General features: G+C 35.9%; 21 protein-coding genes. 15 read left to right on the top strand and 6 right to left on the bottom strand.

The window, feature by feature from the left end; all coding sequences use genetic code 11:
• The first annotated feature begins 4 nt into the window (after positions 1–4).
• The 10 genes from GGR42_RS00870 to GGR42_RS00825 all read left to right on the top strand — a co-directional run bounded on the left by GGR42_RS00870 (position 5) and on the right by GGR42_RS00825 (position 10,594).
• Positions 5–358 carry a hypothetical protein gene (locus GGR42_RS00870; RefSeq protein WP_209023908.1) on the top strand — a complete coding sequence of 118 codons (354 nt, stop codon included), beginning with the start codon at positions 5–7 and terminating at the stop codon, positions 356–358.
• 257 nt (positions 359–615) lie between these two features.
• Positions 616–2,397: a tetratricopeptide repeat protein gene (locus GGR42_RS00865; RefSeq protein WP_167959906.1), complete on the top strand. Its 1,782-nt coding sequence runs from the start codon at positions 616–618 to the stop codon at positions 2,395–2,397.
• A 108-nt stretch (positions 2,398–2,505) separates the two neighbouring features.
• A complete protein-coding gene (locus tag GGR42_RS00860; RefSeq protein ID WP_167959904.1) occupies positions 2,506–3,324 on the top strand; it encodes a sterol desaturase family protein in 819 nt (272 codons plus the stop codon).
• Positions 3,311–3,697: a hypothetical protein gene (locus GGR42_RS00855; RefSeq protein ID WP_167959902.1), complete on the top strand. Its 387-nt coding sequence runs from the start codon at positions 3,311–3,313 to the stop codon at positions 3,695–3,697. The genes GGR42_RS00860 and GGR42_RS00855 overlap by 14 nt, the downstream gene beginning before the upstream one ends.
• 202 nt (positions 3,698–3,899) lie before the next feature.
• Complete coding sequence (locus tag GGR42_RS00850) at positions 3,900–4,907, top strand: glycosyltransferase (protein ID WP_167959900.1); 1,008 nt, start codon at positions 3,900–3,902, stop codon at positions 4,905–4,907.
• Between the two features lie 53 nt (positions 4,908–4,960).
• On the top strand, positions 4,961–6,886 hold the full coding sequence (locus tag GGR42_RS00845; RefSeq protein WP_167959898.1) for a BatA domain-containing protein: 1,926 nt from the start codon (positions 4,961–4,963) through the stop codon (positions 6,884–6,886).
• Positions 6,883–8,142: a dihydroorotase gene (locus GGR42_RS00840; RefSeq protein WP_167959896.1), complete on the top strand. Its 1,260-nt coding sequence runs from the start codon at positions 6,883–6,885 to the stop codon at positions 8,140–8,142. The genes GGR42_RS00845 and GGR42_RS00840 overlap by 4 nt, the downstream gene beginning before the upstream one ends.
• A gap of 9 nt (positions 8,143–8,151) precedes the next feature.
• Positions 8,152–8,475, top strand: a complete 324-nt coding sequence (locus GGR42_RS00835) for a hypothetical protein (RefSeq protein WP_167959894.1) — start codon at positions 8,152–8,154, stop codon at positions 8,473–8,475.
• Positions 8,476–8,481: 6 nt separating this feature from the next.
• The gene (locus GGR42_RS00830) at positions 8,482–9,141 is read left to right on the top strand and encodes an alpha/beta hydrolase (protein WP_167959892.1); all 660 of its coding nucleotides are present in this window, start codon (positions 8,482–8,484) and stop codon (positions 9,139–9,141) included.
• Entirely contained in the window at positions 9,128–10,594 is a 1,467-nt protein-coding gene (locus GGR42_RS00825; RefSeq protein WP_245201366.1) for a PQQ-dependent sugar dehydrogenase, read from the top strand. The genes GGR42_RS00830 and GGR42_RS00825 overlap by 14 nt, the downstream gene beginning before the upstream one ends.
• Here the strand turns inward: GGR42_RS00825 and GGR42_RS00820 are convergent.
• On the bottom strand, positions 10,591–11,085 hold the full coding sequence (locus GGR42_RS00820) for a hydrolase (RefSeq protein ID WP_167959890.1): 495 nt from the start codon (positions 11,083–11,085) through the stop codon (positions 10,591–10,593). The genes GGR42_RS00825 and GGR42_RS00820 overlap by 4 nt on opposite strands.
• A 4-nt stretch (positions 11,086–11,089) precedes the next feature.
• Positions 11,090–11,854, bottom strand: a complete 765-nt coding sequence (locus tag GGR42_RS00815) for an MBL fold metallo-hydrolase (protein ID WP_167964273.1) — start codon at positions 11,852–11,854, stop codon at positions 11,090–11,092.
• An 89-nt stretch (positions 11,855–11,943) separates the two neighbouring features.
• On the opposite strand from GGR42_RS00815, the gene GGR42_RS00810 reads away from it, so the two are divergent.
• A complete protein-coding gene (locus GGR42_RS00810; protein WP_167959888.1) occupies positions 11,944–13,395 on the top strand; it encodes a TonB-dependent receptor in 1,452 nt (483 codons plus the stop codon).
• A 55-nt stretch (positions 13,396–13,450) separates the two neighbouring features.
• Here GGR42_RS00810 and bcp read toward each other — a convergent pair whose 3' ends face one another.
• Positions 13,451–13,903, bottom strand: a complete 453-nt coding sequence (bcp, locus tag GGR42_RS00805) for a thioredoxin-dependent thiol peroxidase (RefSeq protein ID WP_167959886.1) — start codon at positions 13,901–13,903, stop codon at positions 13,451–13,453.
• A gap of 52 nt (positions 13,904–13,955) precedes the next feature.
• Here bcp and GGR42_RS00800 point away from each other — a divergent pair, with 52 nt between their 5' ends.
• Entirely contained in the window at positions 13,956–14,621 is a 666-nt protein-coding gene (locus GGR42_RS00800) for an endonuclease III domain-containing protein (protein ID WP_167959884.1), read from the top strand.
• Between the two features lie 228 nt (positions 14,622–14,849).
• Here GGR42_RS00800 and GGR42_RS00795 read toward each other — a convergent pair whose 3' ends face one another.
• The 3 genes from GGR42_RS00795 to GGR42_RS00785 form a co-directional block, all read right to left on the bottom strand.
• On the bottom strand, positions 14,850–15,431 hold the full coding sequence (locus GGR42_RS00795) for an RNA polymerase sigma factor (protein ID WP_167959882.1): 582 nt from the start codon (positions 15,429–15,431) through the stop codon (positions 14,850–14,852).
• 299 nt (positions 15,432–15,730) lie between these two features.
• Positions 15,731–15,874 carry a hypothetical protein gene (locus GGR42_RS00790; RefSeq protein WP_167959880.1) on the bottom strand — a complete coding sequence of 48 codons (144 nt, stop codon included), beginning with the start codon at positions 15,872–15,874 and terminating at the stop codon, positions 15,731–15,733.
• A 69-nt stretch (positions 15,875–15,943) separates the two neighbouring features.
• A complete protein-coding gene (locus GGR42_RS00785) occupies positions 15,944–16,528 on the bottom strand; it encodes an RNA polymerase sigma factor (RefSeq protein WP_167959878.1) in 585 nt (194 codons plus the stop codon).
• 245 nt (positions 16,529–16,773) lie between these two features.
• Between GGR42_RS00785 and uvrA the strand changes: the two genes are divergently transcribed.
• The 3 genes from uvrA (at position 16,774) to GGR42_RS00770 (ending at position 21,941) form a co-directional block, all read left to right on the top strand.
• Entirely contained in the window at positions 16,774–19,554 is a 2,781-nt protein-coding gene (gene uvrA / locus GGR42_RS00780) for an excinuclease ABC subunit UvrA (protein ID WP_167959876.1), read from the top strand.
• Between the two features lies 1 nt (position 19,555).
• Positions 19,556–20,386, top strand: a complete 831-nt coding sequence (locus tag GGR42_RS00775) for a sulfurtransferase (RefSeq protein ID WP_167959874.1) — start codon at positions 19,556–19,558, stop codon at positions 20,384–20,386.
• 358 nt (positions 20,387–20,744) lie between these two features.
• The gene (locus tag GGR42_RS00770; protein WP_167959872.1) at positions 20,745–21,941 is read left to right on the top strand and encodes a hypothetical protein; all 1,197 of its coding nucleotides are present in this window, start codon (positions 20,745–20,747) and stop codon (positions 21,939–21,941) included.
• Positions 21,942–22,092 lie beyond the last annotated feature (151 nt).

Here is a 22,092-nt window from a genome sequence, read left to right as displayed (position 1 = left end):
TAACATGTTAAAACCGGCCAGTTTATTGTTATACCTACTTGCTTTTTTGGTTTTCACCCTATTCGGAATTATGATAACCGGAATAAGTGGTGTGGCAGACGGACAAGGATTGGCAGGTAGTGCCACCATATTGTTCTATGGGATTGTAATAGGCTTTGCAGCCTTGGTGGCCTCTTTTTTTGCTGGCCATTATCTGGCCCAAAAACTAATAGTAAAAATGAACAAGGTGCTTTTACTGGTTCTCGCTATTGCCTTTGGTATTTTTACCTATAGATTTCTCACTATGGAAAAACAAGATTCCAATAATCCTGTTGAGCCAAGTCCGGTGACCAAAACCATGGACAGCGATAAAGAATAGGAACATGGCAAGGGCAATTCCTTCCTATTTTCCACAAATACAAGGAATTGAACAACTTATACTGTATTTAGGGTAGTTCATAAAGTGTACGGCATTGCAACATTCAGTTTTTTCTAGTTTTATCGTTTTGTTTCAAACCTTTTGGGATTGAACAATACTTAGGGAACTTATTGATCATTTTATGTACCTTTAAGCTTCAAGACGAAAAAGACTGAAATCCAGTCAATTGATTAATGTAGAACAAAAAGTAAATTACAATGGAACTGGTAAGCAACAAAGAGACCACCGTTGCGGTGTTACCATTTCAGATTTTAACCGAATCGGATAAGTTAAGCCCTATTATCACCGGTTTTACAGAAGACCTTATTATAAATTTTTCGAAGTTTATTGGTCTTTCTGTCATTTCCCAATATTCCACCCAAAATATACAGGACCTGTCCCAGACCCAGCCCATTGAGCAATTGGGTGCCGATTATTTGATCAGTGGTAGTTTTAGAATGCTATTGGACAAGATTAGAATTAATGTACAGCTTATTCGGTTTAAGGACCAAAAGGTGATTTTTGCTGGTAATCATGATGAGACCATAGCATCCATATTAAGCACCCAAGATACCATTATACAGCAGATTGTAAGTGTATTGCAACAGCAAATAGATTATGACCTTCTTTCCTATTCCTATAAAAAGGAATCCGTGGAACTGCCGGCCTACGAAAACTGGCTCATAGGAATGAACCATTTAAAAAAAGGATCCTTAGAAAGTGACAAGATAGCAAGAGAACATTTTGAGGCCGCATTAAGCATAAATCCCAAATTTGCCCGTGCCTATACAGGAATTTCCCTTTCCTACTTTAATGAATGGAGTTGCCAACTATGGGACAGATGGGACGTTAGTCAAAAAGGAGCGCATGAATATGCCTTAAAAGCCATTGAATTTGATGAGAACGATTATGTTTCCCTTTCAGTTTTAGGGAGAACCTATTTATATCTGGAAGAATATGAAAAGGCCGAACATTTTTTTAGAAAATCCTTGCGCATGAACCCTAATGATGCAGATAATTTGGTGCAAATTGCATTTAGTCTGGTGTATTTGGGCTACGCTGAAGAAGCAGAACAAATTTACCTAAAGGCGCAAACCCTTAACCCTTTACATGCAGATGTTTACTTTCCCCATGGTTCATTAATTTATTTGGAATTGGGTGATTACAAGAAGTCTGCCGAGCTGGGTGAAAAAGTGAAAGACATTTCCATTTGGACAGATTTCACTGCTTTTATGGCCGCTGTCTATTATTTAATGGGCGATAAGAAAAAAATGAATTCGTATTGGGCCAATTATAAGGAACTTTTTAAGCAAAACATAAATAAAGGGAAGGAAGCCACGGACAAAGAGGCTGTGAATTGGCAAATTTTGGTAAACCCCTATAAGGTGAAGTCCAAAGCAGAGCCTTTTTGGGAGTATATGGGGGGAGAAAAACCCAAAGCCAGTTTTGAGAACAATACTGTCCAAGAACCTATAGAATCTTCATTTATATGCAAAGGGGAACTATGGGAGCTTAGCTATTTGGGGGAAACCATAGCCTTAAAAGATGCCAAGGGCTACCATGACATTTCCAAGTTGTTAAAAGAACCGGATAAGGAGTTTCATTGCTCAGAATTAATGGGGGCTATTTTGCAGGATAACGGTGGTGAAGATGTTATTGACAATACGGCCAAAAAGGATTATAAAAAAAGAATACAAGAGCTCCAAATGGAAATAGCCGATGCAGAAGAAATGGGCAATACCATTCAATTGGATGTACTCAGGGAAGAATACGAAACCTTAATCGACCATTTGTCGCAAGCTATGGGATTGGCAGGAAAAACACGTAAAGTAGGCTCGTCTGTTGAAAAAGCAAGAACTGCCGTTACATGGCGAATAAGAAGTGCCATTAAAAAAATTGAAAAAGCGCATCCACAACTGGGAAAGCATCTTTCAATGGGTATTAAAACCGGGACTTTTTGTTCCTATAGCCCTGAAATACCGATACATTGGGTTACTTAAATTAAGTACGTTTAAAACCTTAGAGGGCCAACTTACATTGTGAGGAAAAAACTTTCGCATATATAAGTGAAAACAGATTGTATCACTTAACAATTAAAAATCATTAAAATGGAAAGTATTTTAAACAATTTACCTAACCCCATTGACTTGCTCTTGGATCCCATTTCCTTAATAGTATTGGGCATCTATGGAGCTTTAATGGCATGGGAGGCCATTTTCCCTGCCCGTAAACTACCTAAAATAAAAAATTGGAAGCTAAGAGGGATGGTTTCATTTGCTATCTTCTTTTATCTCTCTTCCTATCTTCCTATGATATGGGATGTTTATTTAGCCGATTATCAAATCTTTGACCTTACCGCTTTAGGTACGGGTTGGGGTGCTTTTGCAAGCATTATGCTCTATGAACTTGCCTTATATGGATGGCATTGGAGCATGCACAAAAGTGATACCTTATGGAAGGTGTTCCATCAAATGCACCATAGTGCGGAAAGAATGGACAGTTATGGTGCGTTTTATTTTAGCCCAATGGATATGATCGGTTTTACTTTCTTAGGCAGTTTGTGTTTGGTGGTCGTAGCAGGTTTTACACCGGAAGCCACTACCCTTTTTATTCTAGGTACCACATTTTTGGCCATTTTTCAGCATAGCAATATAAAAACACCTAGATGGATTGGGTATCTCATACAAAGGCCAGAGGCACACGCCATTCATCATGCAAAAGGAATTCATGCCTATAATTATTCGGATATTTCTCTTTATGATATTCTTTTTGGAACTTTTAATAATCCCTCCAAATATGAACATGAAGCAGGGTTTTACCACGGCGCATCAGAAAAGGTGTGGGACATGCTAAAGTTTAAGGATATTTCTAATGAAGACGTTAGTACAGAGAAGAAACCTAATCTGCAAGAAAATGTCATGCACTAGTCCATATCATAGAAATTACCATGAAAAATTGGAGAAGCACTTTCAACTGACGGATGAGGAATTTGAAAAACAATTTGAGTCCTGCAAATTAGAACCTTCATTTTTTACCCATGAAGCACATATTAGATTGGCTTGGATACATCTAGGTAAATACAGTGAAGAAATAGCAGCAGAAAATATATGTAAGCAAATTCTAAATTTTGACCGTATACATGGAGATGGGAACAAATTCAATAAAGGTGTTACGGAAGCATCCGTAAAAACTGTCTCCCATTTTAAGGCTAAATCTGCATCAACAACATTTGAAGGTTTTATAAAGGAATTTCCAGAATTGAAAACAAATTTAAAAGAGTTGCTGCACCTATCTAAATAAAGGTTTTTAATATAAAACACACGAGTACAATGAATAAAGTAAAAAAGAGGATCAATAACCTCTTGTGGTTTGGTTGGGGAGAATTTCAACCGAAAAATAAAGAAAATCCTAATAAAACAAAGGACTAGAAAGTCCATTGGAGAAAAATTAAATTAAGGAGTCCCATTCCCATGGGGCTCTTTATTTTTTTAACTTGCAGGCCATGCAAAATTCTTTAGTAAGCATTCTTATACCCTTTAAAAATACCTCCTTCTTTTTGAATGAATGTTTGGATTCCATTCTTCAGCAAACATATACCAATTGGGAAGTATTGGCTATAAATGACCATTCCCAAGACAACAGTATGTTAATTCTTGAAGAGTATGCTAAAATGGATTCTCGCATCAAGGTTTTTAATAACCAAGGAAAAGGCATTATTGAAGCTTTAAGAACAGCCTATTCCCATTCTTCTGGGAATTTAATCACTAGAATGGATTCTGATGATATTATGACCCCAAATAAATTGGATGTCTTAGTTTGCAATCTGATGGGTTCTGGCAAAGGCCATCTTGCAGTAGGCCAAGTAAAGTACTTTTCCAAAAAGGGTATAAGTAATGGGTATGAACGGTATGAAGCCTGGTTGAACAGGCTCACAAAAAAGGGCTCAAATTATACAGAAATATATAAGGAATGTGTAATCCCCTCCCCTTGCTGGATGGTGTATAAAGAAGATTTGGATACATGTGGCGCTTTTGACCCTAACCGATATCCTGAAGATTACGACCTAACTTTTCGGTTTTATGAAAATGGGTTACTATGTATTCCCTGTAATGAGGTTTTACATCATTGGCGTGACTATGATTCCAGAACCAGTAGGACCAGTGAACACTACGCCCAGAATTACTTTTTGGACATTAAACTGAGTTATTTTTTAAAGTTGGACCATGACCCTAGAAAAACCTTGACAGTCTGGGGAGCTGGTTTTAAAGGAAAAGCCATCGCCAAAGGGTTATTGGAAAAAAACATAGAATTTCAATGGCTATGCGATAATCCAAAGAAAATAGGAAAAGAGATCTATGATGTTGTATTAAAACATTACACAGCTCTTGAAAACATTAGTGCAGCCCAAAGCATAATTACAGTTGCCAATAAAGAAGCACAAACCTTTATAAAAAGATATTTTAAAAATTTAGAGCAGGTCCATGGTGAAGATTACTTTTTCTTTTGTTAAACATTCTAGGTAATCTTTGGGGTTTTATTATATTTGCCAAATCAAAATAGGGAATGCAGTTTAAACATCCAGAACTCCTTTGGGCCTTATTCTTACTACTCATCCCTCTATTCATTCATCTTTTTCAGCTTCGGAGATTTAAAAAAACGCCATTTACCAATGTAAAATTATTACAAAAAATTGTGGTGGAATCCCGCAAGAGCAATACATTAAAAAAGTGGTTGCTACTCATTACTAGATTGTTACTTGTAGCAGCTCTTGTTCTTGCTTTTGCCCAACCTTTTTTTGCGGAAGAAACGGCTCTTGCCAAAAAAGACACCGTTATCTATTTGGATGATTCCTTTAGCATGCAAGCAAAAAACAATAGTGTATCTCTATTGGAAGATGCAGTACAAGACCTCATAAAATCAATCCCCAAAGAAAACACCTTTTCTTTGTTCACTAATGAGAAGACGTTCAAGAATGTTGAATTAAAAGATATTCAGAATGATTTGTTGTCGTTAAATTTTTCGAACAAACAACTAAAATTAAAAGAGGTAGAATTAAAGGCCAGCACTTTATTCCCCCAAAATAAGGAATCAATAAAAAATCTGATTATGGTTTCAGATTTTCAACAGCACATCTTTTCTGGTAGTATAGATTCCACCCAAACAGGTATACAAAAACATCTAGTACAACTTTTACCAGAAAAGAAAGAGAATGTTGTAATCGATTCGGCTTATGTAAGTACAACTTTACCGAATACTATAGAGCTTACTACTGAGCTTTCCAGTACGTCGCCAATAGAGAATATTCCTGTTTCTCTTTACAATGGTGAAAATCTCATAGCTAAAACATCTGCCAATTTTGGTGGCACCAAAAAGGCCTCCATGGTTTTTACCTTGCCTAAAAATGAGGTAATACATGGTAAAATTGAAGTTTCTGATGCTGGTTTGGCTTATGACAATACCCTCCTCTTTACTATTAATGAGAAAGAAAAAATAAAGGTTTTGTCAATTACCCAAGGGGATTCAGGCTTTTTAAACCGTATTTTTTGGGATGATGAATTTCTATATGCATCGTATTCCCTTCAGAACTTGGACTATAGCTTATTGGAATCGCAAAACTTGATTGTTTTAAATGAATTGAACTCGATTCCCAACTCGCTCCAAAATGCTCTTAAGTCCTTTAAAAACAATGGAGGATATTTGGTGGTTGTGCCATCCCAAACTACGGACTTAACATCATACAATCAATTTTTATCAAGTATTAACTCTACAACTTTTTCCGAACTTATGGAGGGTACTTTTAATATGACCCAAATTAGCTTTTCACATCCGTTGTACACCAATGTTTTTGAAAAAAAAGTGACCAACTTTCAATACCCCACAGTTTCCAAATATTATAGGAGTCAGTCCACAATGCCCAATATTCTTTCCTTTGAAAATGGAAATCCGTTCTTGATCGGTGAAAATGGATTTTACGTTTTTACAAGTTCTTTATCAAAAGACAACACCAATTTTAAAGCATCCCCTTTAATAGTTCCCACATTTTATAGTATGGGAGACAATAGCTTAAAGTCCCCGGAACTGTATACAATTTTAGGAAATTTTTTTAGTACAGATGTAGCCGTAAGTCTTGGAAAAGACAATATATTAAAGCTTGTCCAGGATACATATGAATTCATTCCGCAACAACAGTCCTTTGATAACAAAGTAACCCTAACTTTTGACAATAATTTTGAGCGAAATGGGATTTATACCATTAAAAATGGCAATGAAAATCTTAAAAATATCAGTTTTAACCATCCAAGAAATGAAAGTGATTTATCGTACTTGGATATAAATACATTGCATGCAACATCCAAGCAAAGTTCTATTATCTCCCTTTTTAGTGAATTGGAAAATGACAATAGAGTTACAGACCTTTGGAAATGGTTTGTTATTTTAGCATTGCTTTTTATTCTGGTTGAAATTCTTATTCAAAAAGTTTTTAAATGAACATACTTCTAAAGTCCGCCACAATTGTAGATGCCTCTAACAAGAATTTACATCTTAAAAAGCGAGACATTTTAATAAAGAGTGGTGTTATAGAAAAAATTGCCGCTAAAATAGAAGCGAGTGGTAATACCAAAGTAATTAATTATAAAAACCTACATATCTCTCATGGTTGGCTGGACACTGGTGTTAGCTTTGGTGAACCGGGGTACGAGGAAAGAGAGACCATAGCCAAGGGATTAAATGTAGCATCCAAAAGTGGTTTTACGGATATTGTTCTTAATCCCAATAGCCATCCTGTCCCAGATAGTAGTTCTGACATCATATTTTTAAAAAATGCCGCTCAGGGACAGAGTACAAGTTTGTACCCTATAGGAATGTTGACCACAAAAGGGGAAGGTATTGACCTTGCAGAATTATATGATATGAAAAATTCTGGAGCAGTTGGTTTCTATGACTTTAAAAGTGCAATTACAAATTCCAACCTCCTTAAAATAGCCTTGCTATACGCACAGAATTTTGGTGGATTGGTACACTCTTATCCTTTGGATCATGGAATTGCAGGAAAAGGAATTATTAATGAAGGAGAGACGTCTACCAAACTGGGTCTAAAGGGAATACCGGCCCTTGCAGAAGAGCTTCAAATTGTGCGAGATCTTTTTATTCTGGAATACACTGGAGGTGCCCTTCATATTCCAACCCTATCAACTGCGAATTCGGTCAACTTAATAAGAGAAGCTAAAAAGAAAGGATTGGATGTTAGCTGTAGTGTGGCCATCCATAACCTTTGGTTCAGTGATGAAGTCCTGGATGAGTTTGGTTCCAATTATAAAGTAATGCCTCCCTTAAGAACAAAGACGGATGCCAAAGCATTGATCAAGGGATTAAAGGACGGTGTTATTGATTATGTGACAAGTGACCACATACCTTTAAATATTGAATTAAAAAATGTGGAGTTTGATAATGCCGAAAATGGAACTATAGGATTGGAAAGCTTGTTTGGAGCTTTAAATCAATTGCTTGGTATAGAAAAATCCATTGAGCTACTAACAAAAAACAAGGAGCGATATGGCATTTCAACCTCAAAAATAACTGAAGGGGAAAAGGCATGTATTACTCTGTTTAACCCTGATATTGAATATGAATTTGCAAAGGAAAACATACTATCAACTTCCAAGAACAGTATGTTCTTAGGTGAAAAATTAAAAGGAAAAGCCTATGGTGTAATTGCCAATGGTAAATTTGAAATTCAACAATAATTATATTGAATGGAAGAAGAAGTAAAAGGAAAAACCAGTGCCGTTGTTGCTTACCTAACCATCGTTGGGGCAGTAATAGCAATTAGTATGAACTCAGAACCCAAATATAAGTTTGCAAGGTTTCATACAAGACAAGCGTTTGGGCTGCATATCATATTTCTTGGATGTTCCTTGTTTTTAAGTCAGTGGTTTAATCAATATGCTTGGTACGGGCTATATATATTCTATATTGTTTTATGGATTTATGGTTTTGTAGGAGCATTGAGCGGTAAAGAACAAGAAGTGCCTGTATTGGGACCCTACTTTCAAAAATGGTTCACCTTTATTCAGTAAAACAATATGACTACAGCTCCCCTATCTTTAGAACATATTATCCGCCCTTCCAAACTAAAAACCGGAAAACCACCAGTACTGTTTATGTTGCACGGTTATGGCAGTAATGAGGACGACCTTTTTTCATTTGCCAATGAATTGCCAGAGGAGCTATGTATTATTTCTATACGAGCCCCATATACCTTACAACCCTATGGATATGCCTGGTATGCCATTAATTTTGACGCGGAAAATGGAAAATGGAGTGATGAAGAACAAGCAATTGAGTCGAGGGGTAAGATTTTGACATTCGTAGATGAAGCCTGTACAACATACCATTTAGATGTAAATAATATAACCTTGTTGGGTTTTAGCCAGGGCACAATTTTAAGCTACTCCATAGGATTGTCTTTCCCTGAAAAAGTTAAAAACATAATAGCCTTAAGTGGGTATATCAATGAAAATATTCTTGTGGATGGTTACAAAAACAAAGACCATTCTCAACTTAATATTTATGCCTCACATGGAACGGTAGACCAAGTAATTCCTCTGGAATGGGCACAAAAAGCTCCATTGTTGCTGGATGTATTAGGGGTTTCCCATATCTATGAAGAATTTCCAATCGGGCATGGGGTATCTCCACAAAATTTTTACTCATTTAGAAAATGGTTGAATGACAAGATTTAGTTCATTAGTATTAACATTGTTCTTACTTTTTGTGATAGGTTGCAAGGACAATAAAAAAACAGAGGGGGACGATGTTTTAGAAAACAGTAAGGAGTTGCCCAAAGAAAAAATGGCGACTGATTCTACTCTATCACTCCATCCAAAACCTGATTCTGACAATGGTGAGCTGTTTTTGCCAGATGGATTTGGAGCTCTCATTGTTATAGATAGTGTTGGGCCATCTAGACACATTGCCGTCAATGATAATAATGACATTTATGTTAAGCTACGAATAACTACAGGCGATAAAGGTAATGTTGCCCTAAGGGATACAAATAATGATGGCAAAGCAGATGTTGTGGAACGTTTTGGGGAATATCCAAATGATGGTGCCTTTGCAACAGAAATGCGAATTCATAATGGCTATTTGTATTATAGTTCAGAATTAGTGGTTTATAGACAAAAGTTAACCCCTGGCAAACTTATTCCCGATGGTACACCCGAAACCATATTAACAGATCAATTCCCAATACGGTGGCACAATGCCAAATCATTGGCCTTTGACAATAAAGGAGGTATGTTTGTTACATTTAGTGCCCCAACCAATGCTTGTGAAGATCCAAACCATAGAGGAGAAACCGCCAAAGGAATGTATCCATGTCCTGGATTAGATGTTTTGGGTAGCATTTGGAGGTTTGATGAGAACAAATTGGGACAATTTCAATCCGATGGTGAAATTTTTGCAACAGGGCTAAGAAGTATTGTGGCAATTTCATGGAACGATGAGGACAATAACCTATATGCCGTAAACCACGGAAGGGACTATTTGCACAACCATGATCCGAAGCATTTTAGTCAATGGCAAAATGCAGTTTTACCCGCTGAAGAATTTATGTTAATTAAAAAAGGGGATAATTATGGTTGGCCCTATAGTTATTTTGACCATTTTAAAAACAAAAGAGTATTGGCTCCTGAATATGGTGGTGATGGTATCCAAACAACCACAGGATATACCGACCCCCTAATGGGATTGCCAGCACATTGGGCACCAAACGACATGTTGTTTTATAAAGGCAGTATGTTTCCCGAAAGATATAAAGAAGGAGCATTTATTGCATTCCATGGGTCAACCAATAGAAGTCCTTATCCACAAGCTGGATATGTTGTTGCCTTTGTTCCCTTTAAAAATGGCAAGCCAACCGGCAAATGGGAAGTTTTTGCAGATGGTTTCGCGGGCGTTGATACAATTGTTGATATGAAAGATGCCAAATATAGACCCATGGGACTGGCGGAAGGGCCGGATGGCTCTCTATATATATCAGAATCCAGACAAGGAAAAATATGGCGAGTATTATATACCGATGAAAAGTCTAATTTCAAAGATTCCCAACTTAATATAATGGAGAAAAGGAAATCTAGATCTTATATAAAAACGCCAGATGAAAACTTGGACAATTTATTAAAGAACCCTTAATTGCTCCTGGTGTACAATAAATGGTCGATTACAGTAAAATCCACACCTAGATCATCCTTTAATTCATAATGTAAAAGAAGCTCCCCCCAATACTTACCATCAGAAAAATCGGCAACAATCCATTTGTGGTTCAACAACTTAATTTTGTTGATTTTAAAATCACTTTCCATTCCTTCATAAGGAATCAACGGGTTGTCCCCTTTTTTCTCATTGGTTTCCAATAATTTATCAGATACATACAGCGACGGATCTTTAAGGTTCAAATGATCGTAATATGCTAAAGCATCATCATTGTTTTCTAAAGAGAAGTATTGTAAATCCAATGCCTTAAGTTGTGACGCTTGTAAAGAGTCTTTTAAATTGGCAACATTAGTTTGTAAGCTCTCAATAGTTTTGTCCTTATCCTTTATCATATTATTTGCACTAACAAACTGGTATAATGCAATCATAGCTGCAAAAATAAAGAGGTATAAAAATATTTTACTTTTCATTAAATTATAGGTTTACTATTAAATTATCATACGCCAAATGTACATTGTCTGGCAGTTTCTTTTCAACTTCATTATGAAATCCCAGCATATGGCTTATATGGGTTAAATACGTTTTCTCCGGCTGTATCTTTTCGGCAAACTCCAGTGCTTCTTCCAAATTAAAATGAGAATGATGAGGCTCTTCCCTTAGTGCATTCACTACCAATACCTTAACACCTTTGGTCTTTTCAATTTCTGTATCCGAAATAGTTTTTAAATCTGTGAAATACGCAAAATCCTTTATTCTATATCCAAATACCTGTAATCGGTTATGATAGGCCTCAATGGGAACTACTTCTAGTCCACCAACATTAAAGGAATGATTGTTCTTCACGAAATTTACCTGTACCCCCGGTGCTCCAGGGTATCTATTTTCACCAGCAAAAATATAATCAAATCGGTGTTTTAAAGAGTCAACAACCCTTTTATGCGCATAAATAGGAATATCTCCCTGTCTAAAGAAAAAAGGGCGAATATCATCTATGCCTGCAGTATGGTCGGCATGTTCATGGGTAAAAAGAATACCATCTAGTTTATCTACTTTATGGGTAAGCATTTGTTGCCTAAAATCGGGTCCACAATCAATAACATAGTTATTATTTTCCCATGAAACCATAACAGAAACCCGAAGCCTTTTATCCTTTGGATTTTTACTTAAACATACTGGGTGCTTGCTTCCAATCACCGGAATTCCCTGTGATGTACCTGTACCCAAAAAAGTGATTTTCAAGCCAATTTCCATTTTATCCAAATTTATAACTAATTTATTTAAAAGAATGGTCGATCTTATTAACTTTGTTTTCTAAGAAAATCTATGGAATGGCTTCAGTTTTAAAAAAGGATGTTGGATTTGAGAATGTCCCGTCAATCAAGGCAAAAACTCTCAGAATAAATTTAAATCCAAATATTTATGGAACTTTTGCAGAAATTGGTGCTGGACAGGAAACTGCAAGGCATTTCTTTAGGTCAGGAGGGGCTTCGGGTACCATTGCCAAGGCAATGAGCGCTTATGATAAGGACTTTAGCGATGCTATCTATGGAGTCGAAAAAGATGGTAGATATGTTTCCCAAGCGAGATTAAAAACTATGCTTTCCCATGAAATGAATTTAATGGAAGAGCGAATTAGTAGAGAGAACCAACCGGACAGGCTTTTCTTCTCATATGCCAACACGGTGGCAACCATAGATTTCTCCAAAAGATACAAAGGCCATGGTTGGGTAGGTATCCGTTTTCAATTAGATCAAAGCCAAAAGGAGTTTGATGAAATTATAATGCACGTTCGTTTTAAGCAGAACGAAGCTAGACTTCAACAGGAAACTCTGGGTATAATGGGAGTTAACCTTATTTATGGTGCTTTTTACAAGTTTGACAAACCAAGAAAATTAATAAAATATTTATACGACCATATCGACAAGGACACTGTAGAAATTGATATGGTAAATTTCTCTGGTCCAAATTTTAAAGATGTGGACAATAGGTTAATAAGTCTTCAGCTTATTAAAAATGATATGACCGATGCTGTTATGTTTGGTCCAGATGGGAACAATTTATTGCCAGCATCAGTGCTGTACAAGAAGAACATTCTTGCCCTCCGAGGTAGTTTTAGACCTGTGACCAAGGTGAACATGGATATGTTGGAAAAATCATATGATATTTTCATAAGGGAACAGACCGTTGTGGAAAAGAACACCATTGTTGTTTTTGAAATTACACTGGCCAATTTAAAGGCTTCGGGTAAGATTGATGAACAAGATTTTATGGATAGGGCCAAACTCCTGTGTTCCTTGGGGCATACGGTAATGATATCCAAATTCCAGGAATATTATAGGCTTGTAGAATATTTTAACAACTATACCAAAAATAGAATTGGATTGACAATGGGCGTCAATAATCTAATTGATATTTTTGACGAACAGTATTACAGCCATTTAAGTGGTGGTATTTTGGAAGCCTTTGGAAAATTGTTCTTCAAGGATTTAAGGGTGTATCTATATCCTATGAAAAATGCCGAAACGGGTCAGATTATGACCAGTAACAATATACAAGTACATCCTAGGATGAAAGAATTGTACAAATTCTTTAAATACAATAGTAAAGTAATGGATATCATAGATTATGATCCAGAAATTATGGATATTTTCTCTCGCGATGTCCTAAAGAAAATTGTTAATGGCGAAGGTGGTTGGGAAGACATGCTACCAGAAGGTATTGCCGAAATCATAAAAAAAGAAGGCCTGTTCCAGAAAAAAGTAGTGGTGCAAGAAAAATAAACCTCTTGTTAGAATTCTAGTAAAAAAATGTCCCTCATATAAAAGGGACATTTTTTTATTCCAATATCTGCTGTGCGTGGTTACTTGTTTTTACTTTGTCAATAACCTTGGTTATAACACCTTCTTCATCCAAGACAAAAGTTTTTCTATGAATACCATCAAATTCTCTTCCCATAAACTTTTTTAAACCCCAAACACCAAAAATGTTTAAGACAGTATGGTCAACATCGGCCAACAAGGGAAATGGGAAGTCAAACTTTTTCTTAAAATTAAATTGCTTTTTCTCTGTATCAGCACTAACACCAACTAATTCATAACCAGCATTTTGCAATTCCTTGTAATTATCCCTAAGATTACATGCCTCAACTGTACAACCTGGTGTATTTGCTTTGGGGTAGAAAAAAACCACCAATTTTTTACCTTTATAGTCTGATAATGCTATAGTGTTTCCATCTTGGTCCTTAACCGAAAAATCTGAAACCTTATCCCCTACTTTTAATGTGTCCATTTATATATTATAGTTAAATTTGAGTTCACTCATTGAGCAAAAATACACATTAATGACGAAGGCAGAAAAAGTTGATTTTGCAATACGGACCCTACAAAAAATATATCCTACAATACCCATTCCCTTGGACCACAAAGATCCATATACTCTTCTTATTGCAGTACTTCTTTCTGCACAAAGTACAGATGTAAGAGTTAATCAAATTACACCTTTGTTGTTCGCGAAAGCTGACAATCCCTATGATATGGTAAAATTATCTGTGGAAGAAATCAGGGAAATAATTAAACCCGTTGGGCTTTCCCCAATGAAATCAAAAGGAATCCATGGTCTATCAAAAATATTGATTGAAAAATATAATGGAGTTGTCCCTTCAGATATTGCATTGTTGGAAGAATTCCCGGCTGTAGGTCATAAAACGGCAAGTGTTGTAGTTTCCCAAGCTTTTGGTATTCCAGCTTTTCCCGTAGATACACACATTCACAGATTAATGTACAGATGGGGATTTAGTAACGGTAAAAACGTAGTTCAGACAGAAAAGGATGCAAAAAGATTGTTCGCTAAAGAACTATGGAACGATTTACATTTACAGATTATTTGGTACGGACGTGAATACTCACCTGCGAGGGGCTGGAATCTTGATAAAGACATCATTACCAAAACAATAGGAAGAAAGACAGTGTTGGATGATTATTACAAAAACAAAAAAAGCTCTCAATGAGAACTTTTTTGTTTTAGTTTAAATTTCCTTCAAAACTTATATAGTCATATTTAGTTATATATAATGACCTGGAATAATTCAAAAGAAATTTTACAGTTTCCGGGCAAACTTTTGCCAGTCTGCATGCATTTTGTTGTTCTGAGTAAATTTTTTCCATAAAATAGTATTGTTATGATTAAATAACGCTACTAAAATGGAATTATTGCTTTAAGAGAATTTAAGCTATTCTTAGTTGGTAAGAACAATATTGTGCTTATCGATTATTTTTCTAAGGTTGATAAGCGCATATCTCATCCTTCCCAAAGCAGTATTTATGCTAACCCCAGTGTTTTCGGATATTTCCTTAAAACTCATATCTTTATAGATACGCATTAAAAGGACTTCTCTTTGGTCTTCTGGTAATTCATCTACCAACTCACGTAGGTCAGAATCAATTTGATTTTTAATAATCTGCTTTTCAGCATTTAATTTATCATCGCCTATAACAGAAAAAATATTAAAATCATCACTACCTTCAAACATTGGCATTCTTTTGTTCTTTCTAAAATGATCTATGATTAAGTTATGGGCAATTCTCATAACCCAAGGTAAAAATTTACCTTCTTCGCTATAAGAACCTTTTTTAAGAGTGTTGATCACTTTAATGAAAGTATCTTGGAAAATATCTTCCGTAATATCACGGTCCAAAACCTTAGAATATATAAAGCTACTTATTCTTTGGTTATGTCTATTAATAAGAATTGACAAAGCTTTTTCGTCTCCGCTAATATATTCTCTTACTAATACTGAATCTTCTATTTTAACTTCCATGTTACTTAGGTTTTTTTAGATGAGCCCCTTTTTAAAGGATGATTTTTTGTTTTAACGTTAATAGTTAATACGTAATTGATAGGTTATATGGCTGAGTTTCAATTACAATTTAAAAGTATAGAAATAGGGAGGTCCTAGAAAAAGTATGTTGTCAAACACCGATTTTTTGATGTCAAACCATCGTTTTATATTTCTTTACAAAAAAAGCCACATCTTTTGATGTGGCTTCTTCTCTTTTCTATTTTGTAAAAAAAAGGCAATTTAGTGCCCAATATTACGTTGGGGGAAAGTTTGTATCTCTAATTCTTATTGTTTTCAAACTTTAAACCATCATAATCAACAATGTGCATTGACTTGGAATAATTCAATAAAAACTGTACAGTTTCTGGTTGAGCTTTAATCAATTCACATGTTTCATTCTTCTTAGCGTAAATTTCTTCCATATTATTTTGCTTAGTTGTTTTAAGATAACGCAGCCAATATGGAGGTATTTAGATAGTTCGACCTACTACCTAATAATTCGTTAAAACAATGTTATGGGTCTCAATTAACTTTCTAAGATTAATAAGTGCGTACCTCATTCTGCCCAAGGCTGTATTTATGCTAACCCCTGTATTTTCGGATATTTCCTTAAAACTCATATCCTTGTACATACGCATAGAGATGACTTCTTTCTGGTCATCGGGCAATTGTTCTATTAGAAGTTGTATATCAAAGTCTATTTGATCTTTTATCAATTGCTTTTCCGCATTTAACTTTCCATCGCCAATAACAGAAAAAATGTTGAAGTTCTCGTTACATTCAAACTTGGGCAATCTTCTATTCTTTCTAAAGTGGTCTATAACAAGGTTATGGGCTATACGCAATACCCATGGTAAAAACTTACCTTCTTCGCTATAACTGCCTTTTCTTAAGGTACGTATGACCTTAATAAAGGTATCCTGAAAAATATCTTCGGTGATGCTTTGGTTTAATACTTTGGAATATATAAAGCTGCTAATTCTTTGATTGTGCCTGTTTATGAGGATTTCTAAGGATTTTTCGTCTCCTTGAATGTAATTTTTGACTAAAACAGAGTCGTCTAATTGGAGTTCCATGGAATTACTTTTTTGGGTTAAACTTAGGGGCCTCTCCTCACGGAGAGATTTAAATTATAATAGGTTAACTTTTAAAAAGTAATTGTGCGGTATAGGCGTTTCTGTTTATTAATTACATGCCAAATATAGAAAAAATATAAAATATGGGGAATTAAACCTCTTTTCTTTCAAATTAAATATCATTAATAACTTCCTAATAGCAATTAAAAAGGACATATTGTATCTTTGATACCTTAACAAAGCCCATGCCTACATTAGCAGAAGTAAATCCTAAAGAGAACATTATTATTAAGGGTGCAAAACTGCACAACCTTAAAAATATTGATGTGGTGATTCCAAGAAATAAATTGGTTGTAATTACTGGTTTGTCAGGCTCTGGAAAATCTAGTTTGGCTTTTGACACCCTCTATGCAGAGGGACAAAGAAGATATGTAGAAAGCCTTTCTTCTTATGCCCGCCAATTTTTGGGCAAGTTGGACAAACCTAAGGTAGACTATATAAAAGGTATTGCCCCGGCCATAGCCATTGAACAAAAAGTAAATTCCACCAATCCTCGTTCCACTGTTGGTACTACTACAGAAATCTACGACTATTTAAAGTTATTGTTTGCCCGTATCGGGAAAACTATCTCGCCCGTTTCTGGAAAAGAAGTCAAAAAACATTCGGTAACGGATGTTATGAACTACATTAAAACCTTTCCTGAGGGTACCAAACTCTTATTGCTGGCTCCAATTACCATAAAAAAAGACCGAGACCCCATAAAATCCCTTCAAATGTTATCCAAACAAGGATACGCAAGAATAAAACATAAAGGTGAAATTCTTAGGATTGATGACTCTATTACCAAAATGGATAGAAATTTTCATTTGGTAGTGGATAGAATTATCACTAAAAATGATGAGGATTTCTTTAACCGATTGGCAAATGCTGTAGACACTGCCTTTTTTGAAGGAAATGGGGAATGCATTATTGAGGAGTTGGAAACAAAAAAAGAAAAACCTTTTAGTAACAAATTTGAATTGGACGGAATGAAGTTCCTAGAACCCAATACACATTTGTTCAGTTTTAACAATCCATATGGTGCTTGTCCAAAATGTGAAGGGTATGGAGATGTCATTGGAATCGATGAAGATTTGGTAATTCCCAATACCTCATTATCAGTCTATGAAAGTGCTATTTTTCCATGGCGTGGAGAGAGCATGGGCTGGTACAGGGAGCAATTGGTAAACTCTGCTTATAAATTCGATTTTCCCATTCATAAACCGTGGTTTGAGCTTACGAATGAACAAAAACAAATCGTTTGGGACGGAAATGCCCATTTTATTGGAATTTCTAAATTCTTTAAGGAACTAGAGGAGAAAAGTTATAAAATACAGAATAGGGTGATGCTTTCCCGCTATCGTGGAAAAACCAAGTGTACCCAATGTAAAGGAAGAAGATTACGAAAAGAAACAGATTATGTACAGGTAGATGAAAAATCTATTTCGGATTTGGTAGAACTTCCCATAAAAAAATTAATGGTATTTTTTGAATCACTTTCCCTAAGTGAGCACGATTCCAAAATTGCTTCCCGGCTTTTAATAGAGATAAATAGCCGATTAGGTTTTTTAAGCAAAGTAGGGCTAAGTTACTTAACACTCAATAGAAAATCCAATACCCTTTCTGGTGGGGAAAGCCAACGTATTAATTTAGCAACGTCATTGGGAAGTAGTTTGGTAGGTTCCATGTATATTTTGGATGAACCCAGTATTGGTCTGCATCCAAAGGATACCGAAAATCTCATTGAGGTGTTAAAATCACTACGTGATCTTGGAAATACCGTGATTGTAGTAGAACATGATGAGGATATTATGAAGGCCGCGGATACCGTTATTGATATTGGTCCAGAAGCAGGCACCCATGGTGGTGAAGTAGTAGCACAAGGTACCTTGGATGAAATTTTATTGTCCACTTCCTTAACAGCAGGTTATTTAAATGGGACACAAGAAATTAAGGTGCCTACCAAGCGGAGAACATCAACCAACCAAATTACGGTTGTTGGTGCAAGGGAAAACAACCTTAAAAATATCAATGTTACATTTCCTCTGAATATGTTAACTGTGATTACCGGAGTATCAGGGAGTGGAAAAAGCACCTTGGTCAAAAAAATACTTTACCCCATTATTTTAAAGGAAGTGGGTGGATATGGTGAGAAGGCTGGGCAGTATACAAAAGTGGAGGGCAAATATGAAACCCTACAACATATTGAGTTTGTAGATCAAAACCCCATCGGCAGGTCTTCTCGTTCCAACCCAGTAACCTATATAAAGGCTTACGACGATATAAGAGCATTATTTTCTTCACAAAAGCTGAGCAAGCTACGTGGGTACCAACCCAAACATTTTTCTTTTAATGTAGATGGAGGTCGATGTGAAAAATGTAAAGGAGAAGGTGAAATTACTGTAGAAATGCAGTTTATGGCAGATGTACATCTGGAATGTGATGTGTGCAATGGCAAAAGGTTTAAAAAGGAAGTGTTAGAGGTTAAATTTGGCGAGGCTTCAATAGATGATATTCTAAACATGACCATAGATGATGCCGTTACATTTTTTGAGGCCCATGATCAAGCTAAAATAATGACCAAATTAAAACCTTTACAGGACGTTGGTTTGGGCTATGTAACATTGGGCCAGTCCTCCTCTACCCTTTCTGGCGGTGAGGCCCAACGGATTAAATTGGCTTCATTTTTGATCAAGGGAAAATCCAAAGAGAAGGCCTTGTTCATTTTTGACGAACCAACAACCGGGCTTCATTTCCATGATATTAAAAAACTATTAAAATCTTTTGACGCCTTAATTTCTGAAGGACATTCTATTATTGTCATAGAACACAATATAGAATTGATTAAATGTGCTGATTATATAATTGACCTAGGCCAAGAAGGAGGGGAACAAGGCGGACAACTTATTGCACAGGGAACACCTGAGGAAATCATAAAAAGCAAGGAATCTTATACCGCCCATTATCTAACGGAAAAAATTACATAATATGGAACCTTTAGTGTCTGTTGAATGGCTTCAAGAAAATTTGAACAATCCCAAACTAATAATTCTAGATGCCACAGTAAAGAACACCATTGCCAACATTGATACTGTCTATCCAGGAATCCAAATTAAGAATGCACGTTTTTTTGATATAAAAAATTCCTTTTCGGATAAAGAAAGTGCTTTGCCCACAACAATGCTTTCTCCCGAAACTTTTACGCAAGAATGCAGAAAATTGGGTATCAAAAAAGATAGCATAGTTATTATATATGATGGATTGGGAATATATTCCAGCCCAAGAGCTTGGTGGATGTTCAAAATAATGGGTTTCCAAAATGTGGCCGTATTGGATGGTGGCTTACCTGTCTGGATAGAAAAGGGTTATGAAACGGAAGCAAAAGAAATTAAATTTTATAATTTGGGTGATTTCACAGCGGACTATCAAAAAGATTTGGTGGTCACCAATGAGGATTTAATTAAAAATATAGAATCCAAAGAAGCAACCGTATTGGATGCTAGATCCAAGGCTAGGTTTTATGGTGAGGTTGCTGAACCCAGAGAAGGGTATAAAAGCGGACATATCCCAAACTCTATAAACCTACCCTATTCCAAACTGCTAAAAGATGGTAAGTTTCTTCCAAAAACGGAGCTTAAAAAAGTAATTGAAAAACTCAACCTAAATGATTCTCCACAAATATTCACCTGTGGTTCGGGCATGACGGCCTGTATTATTCTTTTGGGATGCCAATTGGTGAATGCCAACAATAAAGCACTTTATGATGGATCATGGGCTGAATGGGGGCAGGAATCCTGTGATTTTCCTATTGTAAAATAATATTTCTCATGTTTGTTCATAATGAGAGAAAGCAATCCGGTCATTTCTAAAGAGCAAAGCGACTGAGAAATCTAAAAAACATTAAGTGAGATATCACCCTCTGGTAGAAAGGCAATCTAAATTGTAATATCCAAAAAATCACCTGGTCAATTCGAGAAGAATATAGACCTTTTAAACTAAAAATTTCACTTCCAACTAGTCCTACACTTACCTCGAAAGTATTCTCACTCTTCAATTCAAAATTTATAACTAATTAAATATCAATGAGTTAATATCTTTTTTCATTTTTTGGCACGCTGTTTGTAATATACTAAGCGAATGCAAAATAGTTTCATTCGGAATTTTAAAACCTTATATGATGAAAAAAATTATATACCTTTTAACAGCACTGGTTTTTGGTACTTTAAGTACTATGGCCACAACAACAGAAGATAAGGTTGCCATACCAAGCAATGCTTATAGATACAACAACTCCTTCATTTTTTTGGAGAACGGCATTACTTTTTCGGTATATCCGGATGGAGAATTTGACTTTTATATAGATAACCGAGTTGGTTTTGGAGCGTCCTATAGCTCAAGAAGAGCAAACATCACTTTTAACTCTGGTTTTGATTATAACCCATTTGTACAGTATGATGATTACGGAGCTGTAATCCAAGTAGAGAATGTTCCTATCTATTATGATGCTTTTGGTCGTGTGACCCAAGTAGGAAGTGTGGATGTCTGGTACAGACGAGGTAGAGTTAATAGAATTGGAGGCATGTATGCTTATTATAACAACCGTGGATTCTATAGCCACCACACAGGATTTATAAATGTGTACAACAGACGTTATGTATATAGACCTTTCCATAGGTTCTTTGCTAGACCGGCCTTAAACCTTTGTCTAGTGTATAACAGACCCTACAGGCAATACTATAGCCCAGTTAGATATACTTATTATAGACCTTATATGCACAACAATAGAAGGGCATATGCAAAAATTGGAAAATCTTATAAGTATAAGAATAGAAATGATAGAAATACGGTGTACAGAAATGATAAGCGAGTGGTTGCAAGAGAGAACACCTACAAGCGTGCCAATGCGCAAAGAAGCAATAGAACTGTGGCCCAAAGAGGAGATATCACCAAAACCAAGAGAACGGTGGTACGTACCAGTCCAGAAAGAGGAACGGTGAGCAGAACTACTGTAGATAGAGGAAACACAAACGGTAACAGAACGGTAAGACAAAGTACTACTGTGCGCAAAAACACAGGTAATACACAAAGGTCTACACCAACTAGAACCGTAACCAAAAGAAAAGTGACCACTACTCCTAGCAGTAGAACAGTTACCAGAAGTACTACTTCTACAAACAGAAAGCCTGTGACGAGAACAGTACAAAGAACGGTATCACCACAGAGACAAAAAACGGTGGTGTATCAAAAACAAAGAACACCGCAACGAGCATCTGCTCCAACAAGCAGAAGTTCCAGAAGTACACAAGCCACAAGCCGAAGTACCTCTACCAGAAGTAACAATACAATGTCCGCTAGAAGTTCTAGAAGACAATAAGATAGTTTTTAGGTTGGTTAGTTGTAAAACCCCGTAGCGGATTAAGTTCCCTACGGGGTTTTTCCTTTAATAATTTTGTAGTTTCCCTAATTTATTGGACATTTATAAGTATCTCCCCCTAGTTATTATTGCTCCCCCATTTTTTGAACTT

It is taken from the genome of Saonia flava (genome assembly GCF_011927795.1).
GTDB lineage: Bacteria > Bacteroidota > Bacteroidia > Flavobacteriales > Flavobacteriaceae > Saonia > Saonia flava.
The sequence above is the reverse complement of the archived record's forward strand: the minus strand, read 5'-3'. Positions and strand labels throughout refer to the sequence as shown.